Source organism: Rhizobium sp. 05N430 (genome assembly GCF_056396985.1).
The window spans coordinates 1-12,111 of the sequence record NZ_JBFTMO010000002.1 but is presented as its reverse complement, the minus strand read 5'-3'; the positions used below and the strand labels follow the sequence as shown (position 1 = coordinate 12,111).

At 61.4% G+C, this 12,111-nt stretch carries 4 protein-coding genes; all 4 read right to left on the bottom strand.

Features of this window, described 5'->3' with window-relative positions; genetic code table 11:
- Nucleotides 1-8: 8 nt before the first annotated feature.
- Entirely contained in the window at nucleotides 9-551 is a 543-nt protein-coding gene (locus AC1DJO_RS03930; RefSeq protein ID WP_477969247.1) for a dihydrofolate reductase family protein, read from the bottom strand.
- 100 nt (nucleotides 552-651) lie between these two features.
- Nucleotides 652-2,733, bottom strand: coding sequence for a penicillin-binding protein 1C (pbpC, locus tag AC1DJO_RS03925; RefSeq protein ID WP_477969245.1), 2,082 nt, complete (start codon nucleotides 2,731-2,733; stop codon nucleotides 652-654).
- A complete protein-coding gene (locus AC1DJO_RS03920; protein ID WP_477969243.1) occupies nucleotides 2,733-8,207 on the bottom strand; it encodes an MG2 domain-containing protein in 5,475 nt (1,824 codons plus the stop codon). The genes pbpC and AC1DJO_RS03920 overlap by 1 nt, the downstream gene beginning before the upstream one ends.
- A 1,747-nt stretch (nucleotides 8,208-9,954) precedes the next feature.
- The gene (locus AC1DJO_RS03915; protein WP_477969241.1) at nucleotides 9,955-11,781 is read right to left on the bottom strand and encodes a TniQ family protein; all 1,827 of its coding nucleotides are present in this window, start codon (nucleotides 11,779-11,781) and stop codon (nucleotides 9,955-9,957) included.
- Nucleotides 11,782-12,111 lie beyond the last annotated feature (330 nt).

Sequence of the window (12,111 nt, the reverse complement as noted above, 5' to 3'; positions counted from 1 at the left end):
AGGCATCGTCATGCGCGGCGGAAAATCTGTGCCTGCGTCCCCTTTGGAAAGCTCTTTGAACTGACCAGCTCAAGGCGGCGGAGCGGTGTGACGCCGGAGAAGATCGGCAGGCCGCTGCCGAGCGCCAACGGGTAGACCATCAGCCGGTACTGATCGACCAGATCGGCGGCGATGAGACTCCGGGCGAAGCTGGCCCCGCCATGGGCAACGATCGGCTTTCCGTTGGTGGCCTTGAGCTTGGCGATCTCTTCGCTGAGATCACCGCTCGCCACATAGGCGTCCCGCCAATTGCCGGTCTCGGCGGCCCCCAGGATGGCCGCTCCCGACTTCGAGAAGACGGCCTTCGGTATCTCGTTCATCGGCGCGGCGAATGGCCCCGCCGCGGTCGGCCAGAACCCCGCCATACTCCTGAAGCTGCGGCTGCCCATGATGTGCAGGCCGGCATCCGCGACCGTCTCAACCTTCCAGGCAATCGCCTCCTGGTCGCCGTTGAAGATCCAGTCGATCTCGCCTTCGGGACCGCAGACGAAGCCGTCGAGCGACATGGCCATGGTCAGGATCAGGTCTCGCGTTGCGGTCTCCTCGTGCTGTTCTGAACCAAGGACGCAGAGGCCGCGCAGGTTCCGACAACGCCGCCGAAAAATCGGGACATCAGTCGATGAAGACGCCGACACTGGCCGCACGGCCCATGGCGTCGATGACGGTGAGCTTGGAATAACCGCCGCCGTCCGGCAGCCACTGATTGGTGCGGCGGCGCGAGAGATCCGGCAGCGGCTTGCCGTTTGCCAGCCAACGGAACGGCGCCCGGCCGCCCTGCAGCTTCAGCACGAGCGGTGACAGATCGCCGCTCTTGGCGCCGAGATCGACATGCGCGCCCTCGGGCGGATAGACGATCTGCGGTGCGGACTCGCGTGACGAATTGACCAGAAGGCCGCTGGCATTCAGCGCAAAACGGCGCTGGCTGGCCGGCAGGTCCTGCTTGGCGATGCGGATCGCGCCGGAGGGCGGACGGGGCAGCGGAGTCGTAGCGATGCCGGACTTGGCGAAACCTTCGAAGAGGATCGGCGCTGCGGTGCCGTATCCGGTCAGCCCCGGAACCGCTCCGTTGTCGGGGCGGCCGACCCAGACGCCGAGGACGTAGCGGCCGTCATAGCCAACCGACCAGGCGTCGCGGTAGCCGTAACTCGTGCCCGTCTTGTAGGCGATGCCGCGCTGCGGCGCGCCGGCGGGCGGGATGACGCCGGAGAGGATATCGGCGATGTTCCAGACGGCGACCGGTTCGAGCAGTGGCTCACCGTCGATCTTGCCGGGGATACCGGTCACGCCATCGCCGATCCTCACCGGCTGGCCGTTGTTGGCGAGCGCGGTATAGAGCTGCACCAGATCCTTCAACGTGATGCCGACGCCGCCGAGGCCGATCGCCAGACCCGGCGTCTCGTTCGGCGGCAGGCTCGGCTGCACCTCGGCGCGGCGGAAGCGCACCATCAGCCGCGTCGGGTTCACCGCGTCGAGAAGCTTCACGGCCGGGACATTCAGCGACAGCTGCAGCGCCTCGCGGATTGTCACGTCGCCCTGATAGCTCATGTCGAAATTGCGCGGACGGTAACCGAAGAAATCCGCCGGACGGTCCTCGATGATGGTTTCCTGGGCGACGAGCCCCTGCTCGAAGGCCAGCCCATAGATGAAGGGTTTCAGCGTCGATCCAGGCGAGCGGCTGATGCGGGTCATGTCGATCCAGCCGGAGCGGCTGGCGTCGAAATAATCGGCCGAGCCGACCTCGCCGACGATCTCGCCGGAGCGGGCATCCGCCATCACCATGGCAATTGACAGCTTCGGGCCGAGCCGCATGGCGGCATTTCTGGCGGTCAGCTCCAGCCCTTCCTGAACCTGTTTCTTCAGCGTCGTCCTGTGCTCGCGCTCTTTGGGCGCCTTGCGCAGTGCCGCTTCGGCAACATGCGCCGCAAGCGCCGGCAGCTGCATGCGCCGCGCTGGCACCAGCGTCGCCTCGGCACGCCCGGCTTCGCCATCACCGACGGCGTCGGCAACTGCGACACGCTCCAGCACCCGCTTGCGCGCGGCTTCCGCGGCGGCGAGATTGCGATCAGGACGGCGTTTTTCGGGAAGCTGAGGCAGGGCAACGAGGAGGGCGGCCTGTGCCACCGTCAGCCGCTTCGGCTCCTTGCCGAAATAGGCGAGGCTTGCTGCCCGCACACCTTCAAGGTTGCCGCCATAGGGGGCGTGGGTCAGATAGAGATCGAGGATCTGCTCCTTCGATAGCCGCCGTTCGATCTGGATCGCGCGCACCACCTGCAGCAGCTTGGCCGACAGCGAGCGGCCGCTGCGCGGCTCGATCAGCCGCGCCACCTGCATCGACAGCGTCGAGGCGCCGGAGACAATTCGGCCGCTGGTGGCAAGCTGCAGCGCTGCCCGGCCGATCGCCAGCGCATCGATACCGCGATGGTCGTAGAAGCGCCGGTCCTCATAGGCGACCATCATGCGCAGGAATTGCGGATCGACGTCGGAGACATCGGTCTTCAGCCGCCAGCGTCCCTCGGGCGTTGCGAAGGCGCGCAGCAATTGGCCGTCGGCATCCAGCACTTCGGCGGAAACCTGTCCGGCAGCATCGAGCGGCGGCGGATAGGCCTTGTCCAGCGCATCGAGGCCAAGCGCCAGCGCGCCGGCGAAGATCACGCCGGCGGCCGATGCAATGGTGAGCCTGTGCCAGAGCCGCATTACTGTGCTGCGACAACCTCCATCTTGCCGGTCGCGGTGCGGGCCGAGAGCTGCGGCCGGTACATATCCTCGACGACGGCAGCCGGATGATCGTAGGTGCCGGGGGTCACGGCGCGCACGACATAGGCGACGTTGATCTCGCGGTTGTCGCCTTCCGAGCGGTTGAAGGCCGCCACGAAGCGGTCGTCGCGGAACTCGGTATGGGCGGCCGTCTGTTCGCCGATCCAGTCGAAATTCGTCAGCTGGGCGCTATCGACCAGGCTCGGATTGTCGATCTGGAAGCCGGCCGGCAGCAGGTCGGTGACGACGATGCGCGACGGCCAGTTATTGCTTTCGGTGACATGCAGCACGACGACATAGCGCTCGTTCTGCTTGGCTTCGCTGACATTCGCCTCCTCGCCATCGAGCGTGTAGTAGCTGCGCTCGATCGCAAAGCCGTCGCCGCCGGCGGGCAGCGGCGTCACCGGGGCGGCAACCGTCGTCACCACGGCGGAGACCGTGTCGCTGGTGCCACTGGTCAGCGTCAGCGGATTGTTCAGCAGCGCATCACCGCTCATCGACGCCATGTAGGAGCCGGTATGTTCAGCACCGGTGACATCGACCTTCAGCGCGTCGTCGCCGCTTTGAATGGCGCGGGCGGCCAGCAGCATCCAGGCCTGTTCCTGGGTGCTCGTCCATTTCGAGCGGTTGAACTCCTTGGCGACGGCCTTGGCGAGCTCCGGAATGACCGGCGGCACCGGACGGCTTTCGGCCGCCAGCGCCAGGATCGCCGCGCCATCACGCAGGATCGAGCCATAGTCGGTGCGCGAGAGATTGACGCGCTGGACCATCGATGTCTCGGTCATCTGCAGCGCATCGACGAAGATGTTCTTCGAGCGCGCGGCATCGCCATAGAGCGCCAACGCTGCGGCGATATGGGCCTTGGCGAGCGGCGTCGGGAAGTCGTTGATCATCGTGTCGGCGTAGTAACGCAGGTCGCTGATCGCCGCCTTCTTGTTCCGGGCGAGAACGTAGAGCGCATAGGCGATGTTGTCGCCCTGCGTCTTGACATCGACGTCGTAGCTCAGCGCGTTCTGCAGGTTTTCAAGTGCCTGCACGAGCGCGCGATCCGGTACGTCGTATTTCTCTTCGCGCGCGCGGGTCAGGAAGTCGGTGACGTAGGAATCGAGCCAGAGGTCACCTGAGTCAGGTCCCCAGAGGCCGAAGCTGCCTGCGGATGCCTGATAGGATAGCACGCGGTAGATCGCGTTCTGCACCCGCTTCTTCACATCGGCGTCGTCTTCAAGTCCGTTCTGCTTGGCGAGTTCGCCGAGATAAAGCAGCGGCATGGCGCGGCTCGTCGTCTGCTCGGCGCAGCCAAACGGGTAGCGATCGAGCGTCATCAGCAGTGCCGGGATATCGAAAGCGGCGGAGCGGGTGACATTGACGCTGACGGAGGCACCGGGCAGCACGCTGTCTGCCAGCAGCTCCTTGTCGATCTTCAACGAGGCCCCCGGCTTCAGCGCGATGACGCGGCGCTCGGTGACCGGCAGCGAAGCCGGGCGAACCGGCACGTCTACAGTCTGGTCGAGCGAGAGGCCCGAGGCATCCGAGAGGTTGATCGAGACGGAACCCTGCCCGGGCTGCTTGCCGATCACGGCAAGCGTCAGGTCGGACTTGGCGCCGGCATCGAGATGAATGGTCTTGGAAGCCGAGGCGGCATCGACGCCGACAGCGTCATTGCCCGATATCGCCACCTTGAAGTCGCCAGCTGGCGCATCGGTATTGGCGATATCGAGGCGCAGTTCTGCCTTGTCTCCCGGCGCCAGGAAGCGCGGCAGGCTGGCGGTGACGACGACAGGATCGCGGATGATGACATCCTTGACGCCATGCCCGACGCCGTCCTTCGACCAGGCAACCGCCATGACGCGGGCCGTACCGTTGAACTGCGGAATGTCGAAGCTGACATTCGCCTTGCCTTCGGCATCGAGCTTGACCGGTCCGGAGAAGAAGGCGACGAGCTTCTGCGTCGGCGGGCTGGCCGAGAGCGCCACGGCGCCGCCATCGCCGCCGGTGCGCAGCTTGCCGGTTGCGCCGAGCGAACCGTCGATCAAGCGGCCGTAGAGGTCGCGGATTTCGAGACCGAGCTGGCGCTGGCCGAAATACCAGTCTTCGGGGTTCGGCGCCTCATAGCGCGTCAGGTTGAGAATGCCGACATCGACGGCGGCAACCGTCACATAGGCATCCTCGTTGGCGCCGGCACCGGCAACCGCGAGACTGATATTCAGCGGGCCGCGCGGCAGCATCTTCTCAGGTGCGTCGACCTTGACCTGCAGCGCGCGCTGCTCGGGATCGACCTTCAGCCATTTGATTCCGATGGAGCGCATCGGCATGTGATTGTCCTGGCTGTCGCCGGGGCGGAAGAGCGTGGCGGTGACATAGGCACCCGCACCCCAATCGGCGGTGACGGGAATATCGACTTCGCCGCCGGTCTCGCCCATCGTGGCGTTCTGCACGGCTACCAGGTTCTCGGTGCCTGCGGTGACCATCAGCTCGCCGCCATAGCGCGAGGTGACCTTCAGCTTGGCGGTTTCGCCGACCTTGTAGCTGTCCTTGTCGAGGGCGATTTCGAGACCATCAGGCGTTTCCGTCGAGGTCGTCTCGACAAACCAGCCGGCGTCGAATTCGAAGCTTGAGGTCGGGCCGTCGGCATCCGGGCTTTCGACTTCGAGTCGATAGCGGCCCCAGCCGACCGGCACGGAAATCTTGCCGCCGTCCGTTCCGGCATCGATCACGCCGTCTGCGACCTGGCGGGCGTTGTAGGCAGGCTCGTATTTCCAGGCGGTGCCGTCGCGATACCACTGGTATTCGCGCTCGAGATTGTAGAACTTCCAGCGCAGGCCCTTCACCTCCTGCTTCTGGCCCTCGGCGGTGATGCCGATGACGTTGAAGGAGGCGGTCGAGTTCTCGGCGACGTCACCGGAGAATTCAGGCTTGATGCCGATCATCGGACCCTGGTTCTTCACCGGGATCACCAGCGAGCGCTCCAGCGCCCGGCCACCCTGTTCCTGCATGCGGATATAGACGGTGGCGTTGAGCAGCTGGGTGGTGGCGGGCAGGTCGCCGACCGTCAGATCGGTCGATGCCTTGCCGTTCTCATCGAGCTCGGGCAGGCCTTCGATCGTCTGGCGGTTTTCTTCGGAGGCTTCTTCGTCGGCAAGGCCGAAGAAATAGCCGGGGAAGGCAGCGCTTTCGCGGGTCGGCTTCAGCACGACGTCGCCTTCGAGCGTGAGCCCGGCAGCCGGTGCGCCATAGAGATACTTGCCGTTGATTTCGATTGTCGCTGGCGTATCCGGGCCGATTTCCTTGGCGGCGGTCTTCAGCTCCATGTCGGTGCGATCGGGCACGAAGTCATCGACCAGGAAGCTCTTGGTGCCGATCGCAGCACCCTTCGGATCCGTGTAGATGTTCATCGTCCAGGTGCCGCGCATGGCGTTCTGCTGCACCGGCAGATCGACCGTATAGCCGCCGAGATCGCTGGTTTCCTTGACGATGCGGCGGTCTTCCACACCATCGGGGCGCAGGAAGACGAAGGTGAGCGGTAGGTTCTCGATCGCCTTGCCGTCGGTGTCGCGGGCCAGTGCCGACGCATGCACCGTCTCGCCGGCCCGGTAGATGCCGCGCTCGGTAAAGGTCATGATATCGATTGCGCCCGGCGAAGCGCGGCCGGTGACGCCGCGGTCGGAGAGGTCGAAGCCGGCGCGCGTCATGTCGAGGAAGACGTAGTCGGAATCGCCGTTCTTGGCGGTGATGACGGCAGGCGTCAGCGCCGCCGTGCCACGCATCAGGCCGGCGGTGAAGGTGGCGCGGCCGCTATCGTCGGTCTTGGCGGTGCCGAGAACTTCGTTGTTCTTGGCAAGCAGCGTCAGCTCGACGCCGGCAATCGGCTTGGCGGAAGCCAGCGAGCGGGTGAAGACGTTGAGGCCGTCGGTCCCGGCATAGGTGGTGATGCCGACATCGGAGACGACGAACCATTGCGTCGCCTTGCTATCCCATTCATTTGCGGGCGCGTTGGCCGGCGAGGCGATCAGAACATAGACGCCGGGCTTGCGCTGCGGCAGCGCCTCATCGACGGGGAAGCTGGTGACGACATCCTTGTTCAGGTCGTTGGCGATGTCGATCGAACCCTGCCAGACCAGCTCGCCGCTTTCGTCTTCGATGCGCTGGGCGCTGTAGCCGTCGAGCTGCGTCAGGAACTGCGAATTGGTCAGCAGGGGCGCGATGCCGCGATCGCCGATGCGGTAGAGCTTCAGCGCCGCCGACTGGATGTTGACAGACACCAGCGGAATGCCGCGGCGCGCCGTGGAAGGCAGCACGAAGCTGTCGCCGGTGAAGCGCACCGTCTGGCTGCGGTCCTTGACGTAGATGTCGAGGCTGACAGGCGCTTCCAGCACCTCATCGACCGAGGACGGCAGGCCGGAGCGGAAAACGATCTTGTAGTTCTCGCCGTGAACGAGACCTTCGACGCAGATCTGCTTGTCCTTGGCTTCGAGCGCCTTCGGCGCCTGGCCGTTCAGCGTCACGAAGGGCGTGTAATCCGTCGTCTTGACCAAGGATTCCGAGAAGGTGACACAGGCGCGGGGATTGGCGCTGTCGGCATCGACATTATGCTCGGTGATCCGGAAACCCTGCTCGGCCTTGAGTTTCAGATAGGCGTCGTTGACTTCCTTGGAGCTCGCAAGCGCCAGGCTCGCCTTGTAGGCGTTGAGTGCCGCACGGTAGTTCGAGTTTTTCGACAGCGAGGTTGCCAGCACGGCCAGCGCGTCAGCGCGCTTCGAGGCGGTGCGGGTCAGGTCATAGGCGTTCAGCGCATCGAGCTGCGCCTGGCCGAAGACCTGACTGTCGGTGCCCCCTAGCGAATTGGCGGCGCGCGCGGTTTCAAGCCAGAGGTCGCCGTCGTTGGGTGTGAGCGCCAATGCGCCGTGGAAGGATTCCAGCGCGGCGGCGAGATTGTTGGCGGTCAGATCCAGGCGGGCGGTCGCCGTGAGATTATCGACAGACTGCCCTTCCTGCGCCTCGGTCAGCTCGTTGTTGGTTTTGTAGTCGCGGGCCTGCTGGATGACGTCGGCCGAGAGAAAGTTGAGGCGCGGCGCGGCACCGAGATCCGGCTCCGGCGAAATGGCGGCGGCCGTCGTCTCGACGATCCGGCCGGCGATCGCGCCGGGGAAGGCGTTCATCGTCTTGAAGTCGGATTTCAGGAAGCACCAGCTGACCTTGGGATTATAGGTAAAGGCCTTACAGCTCTTGTCGCCGATGCAGGACTTCTTGCACTGGTCGAGCGAGACGTTCTGCTCCGTCCTGAGATCGAAGCCGAAGAAATCGGCATCCTTGATCGTCTGGATATCGCGCTTCGCGTCGGCGGCGCCGGCTGGCAGGCTGATCGCAAGTGCGGAAAAGGCGATGGCGGCGAAGGCGAAGAAAGAGCGTACAGACATCAAGTCCCCCCGGGCGGCTGCGCTGATCGGGCCGCACTCTTGGCTGCCCCGATGGCGTTGTCAACACAACTTATGCGGTGTCGCGTTTTCGCACAGAAGCCGCCATCGCATTGTCATGTCATCATGAGATAAGTCCTTTGGAATTGGGCCTTTTTGCTGCTTCTGGCAAGACGAAACGCCGCAAAGGGAATTGCTCTCCGATGGACCTGTTTTTATCGGGAAGGCGCGTCGCGCTGGCTGCGATTTCACTTCTTTCCTGCTTCGTCGAAAGCGCTCCGCAATAAGCGGCTGTCATCCCGGCGACCGGTCGATCAGCCGGATACACTCGAACTCTCAAGGTCGAAAATCCGCAAAGGTTCTCGCGAGGCGTATCGGGAAGATCCGTTCTCGCTCTGAGGGTCTGTCGAGTGTTATCTGGATAAGCGGCTTACATTAGTCACGATTCTTGTAAAACCTCCATGTTTTCAACGCCCGAAATAAGCGAAGTTCTTCTTTAAGTACCAAAAAAGCAGTTTTTTGTGTCATTACGAGAAATGCCGGCGGGATGGTGTCGGACTGAAGCGTTTATCACTGTGAACGGAGGGTCGCTCGGAATGGGCACGGAGTTTGATAGGTCGAAGAATATGCACGTATCGATCCCGCTTCGATCGATCACGAGATGCGACGAGAGAAGGTGCTGAGAAAACGAGAACTGAAGCTGGTTTGGCCCTCACGGACTGATCTTGACGGGAGCACAGTCAGATGGATTGTTACATTGCAATGGATATCGGCTTGGCGGTCACTAGGTTCTCGGCCATTTATTCGTTGGCGCAAATTCTCATGCTTGCCGGACGAGTTTATTAGGCCCTACATAATAGAGCGACCTCCCGGAATGTCGGTATGAAGAGGGCTAGGGCAATAAGTAGCGCCTCCAGAAACCACACAGCGACCTTGCAACGGCACGAATGCTCGGGAATCTCTATCTTTGCAAAAGGATGCGTCTATCCACGACTATGAAAGAATTGGCGTGGAACAAAGCGGGAATTTAGATCAGCTTTATGGCCCGACGCTCAATGCGCTCTCGCGTGTTTTGATCTCCCGCCGCTAGGTGCGCACCGCATTGATCTCAATGCACCCGGATTGTAGAGTGGCGCAGCGGCTAGCGGCGACAGGTGAGAGTTCGTCTCTTGTGTCCGGGATGGCTGCATGAGCAAAATGACCACCAGATGTCAGCTTCTACACGCGAATGAGTTTTATTTAGTGGGTCGTGATGAGCGGAGACATCCAGACCATGTTTTCGCCCACGGGGTCCGAAAATCAGCGAGGTCGAGACCACAAATGGGGCGTCCGGCTTAAGTAATTCAGATTAAGCTGGTCTCGTCGGCATTCCAGCGAAATGCAGAAGCACGCAAACGTCGTCCTTCTTGCATATCCCATTAGCCGTGTGCAGCGACCTTGTGCTCGGCAGTCACGCGATCCGCGACACGATGCCTAGCTCTATCTATGGTCGATATCGCAACCCGAAAGACCTTGCGGGGAACCTCAATCTCTCTACGAACAACAAACAAGCGAGGTACGTCGGGAGAAATGATCAATCGCTGGCTCCCAACCTTTTCTTCGATAGGCCCAATCGTTGCTCATCTATCATCCCTCTATTTCCAACATATATGCTCCATAATGCCCACGTCGTCCGCGTTGGAACTGAGACATTCTGGGCAGGGGCGACGGTGCCAGCAGAGTAGGAGACTGCGCGAGTGATCGAAGATGACTAAGAAAACCTCCCATTATCTTTGCGCAGCTTTGTATTGGAGGTTTGCGCGAGATCTGCCCGTCGGTAGATTCCGCCGCTTGCTCCAAAGCGGAGATGTGGACCAATCTGCGCGAAATTTTCCGGAACAGTTCTCGTCGCCGAAATCTCTGCATAACTGATATAAATTTTTGCGAATTTATCGATAGACGCCACTGTGCAACCAACCGCGAGCGTTCCATTCTTGAGCGGATAGCCTCCCGTCCGAAGAAGGGCCTGATCGATGAGCTTCGGTACAATGTGGTGCGGGATCATTAGCCGCTTCGCAGCAGCCCGAAAGCTGACCGCTCGCGTCACATTATTGATCTTCGCGGCCGCATGCACCTCAGATCTCATCGCCCAGAGGTTTGCGAGCCGAGTAGGCCCGTTGTCCAAGGTATGGAGCGTGACGGCACCCTCCAGGGCGAGCGCGATGATGCGGGCGGCGTCGAGGCCGTTGCCAAACTGCGTGATCCGAGCCATCCCACGGACCGACGTTGTAATCGAGGTCTTCCGGCGGATGTTTTCGACCAACGCTTTCAAACCAGAAGCTGACGTAAGGCCCTTGTGGCGTCCATAGCACTCGGGGCGAACTAGCTGGATCAGCTTTTGTTCGACAAACCGCTGCATCGTACTCCACTGAATGCTCAAGATCGCGGCCACCCTCGTAAGCGGAATGACATCGTCGTGCTTGGCCATGATATCGTCGATGACATTGGGGGATACCAAGATCTTACGGTCTCGCACACCAGTCTCGGGTGCTAGCAATTTCGCCTCGACCAGACGGCTCCGGACGATTTCCGGATCAAGACAATATTCTGACGCGGCGGACGAAATGCTGTAGCGGCTTTTCACGGGCAGATCGCCGAGAGTGATCTGCTCGCTGGCTTCGTCCGCGACGCGACAGATATGCGCTTCCATGAAATCAACCAGGGTCTTGAACTCTGGCTTTCCGCGTAGACTAAGCACGTAGGTGTGCAGATGCCCGTAACAATTGCGTGGCCAAGGCCGCACGCGCGGACCATCGTTCATATCGAATTGCATCTTGTCGCGAGACGTTAGAAATTTCTCAAATGCTTGGTAGCCACCCGATAGTGTTTCGAAACCATGGCGAGCAATCAACACCCGTTCCGTCGTCGGCAGTTTATGAACGCCAGAGGCTTTCTGATCGAGCACGAGCGCACCGACAATCTCGCACAGGCGAACGGCTCCATGAAACGGAAGGCCGTCTAGCAAATCGACAGCAACCCGCTGCCCGCCGAGACGCCCGGTGAAATAGCGATCGAAACCAGAGACGGGCACGGCCCTAGCTGTCGCGTTCAGGTCAACGACACGGTTCCATTCTTTTGAAATGCGTTGGGTGAAGTCTGTACAATAGCGGCTAGGATAAGGATTAGAAATCTCAACCAGATCTAACGCATGTTCAACGCAGGTAGAAATGCACCTGAACTCCCAGTGCGCACGGCAATAGATCTCGCCAAAGGGCTTCCGCGCTTCGCTGGCGTAGTCGTTGTAAACACAACGGGGGCAAAACCGCCCTACGACCTTCTCCAAGTCCGGTCCCACGACTGTCTCATTGAAGACCCGCCTGTATCGCTGGCTGGGGGCAGGGCTCGTGTGAAAAGCAAGGGTGACCGCTGTGTTCTGAGTGTCCTTTGCGATTTTGGCGATATCGCGGGGCCGGGGATAGGCCACCTGCACACCGGTATGCAAGCTGTACTCGTCCAAGCGGACTCCACGATGATACGCGTACCGGGACACGAAGGTATGGAACGGCTCCAGAGGCTTGATGGGGAGACTAATTGCCATTCTTACTACCCTTCCTCGTCTTCGGACGGCCACGCGGAGGTTTCGTGATCAAATTATTGCCTTCCTTTTCCGCAAGCTTCGACAGCATGGTTGCCAGCGAATTGTCGGGAACGATTGCGGTCCAATCAGCCGCGGAGAAGACGTTCTGTTCGGGGCGGCATCCGCTGATATAGGCGTATGATTGTTGATTTGCGCTGAGAGCTGACCCGGGACTTCGGGTAAATATCACTGAGAATTGACCCATGTTTCAATCATCCCCTGTGGTTTCAGCGGGGGCTCTGGAGTGATCGACATGGCGTTACTGAGCGTAATCCGACGCTGGCATTTTCG

Bases quoted from the DNA above. Each gene is read 5' to 3' on its own strand.
- AC1DJO_RS03930 (WP_477969247.1), bottom strand. From the start codon at position 551: ATGGCCATGTCGCTCGACGGCTTCGTCTGCGGTCCCGAAGGCGAGATC.
- pbpC (WP_477969245.1), bottom strand. From the start codon at position 2,733: ATGCGGCTCTGGCACAGGCTCACCATTGCATCGGCCGCCGGCGTGATC.
- AC1DJO_RS03920 (WP_477969243.1), bottom strand. From the start codon at position 8,207: ATGTCTGTACGCTCTTTCTTCGCCTTCGCCGCCATCGCCTTTTCCGCA.
- AC1DJO_RS03915 (WP_477969241.1), bottom strand. From the start codon at position 11,781: ATGGCAATTAGTCTCCCCATCAAGCCTCTGGAGCCGTTCCATACCTTC.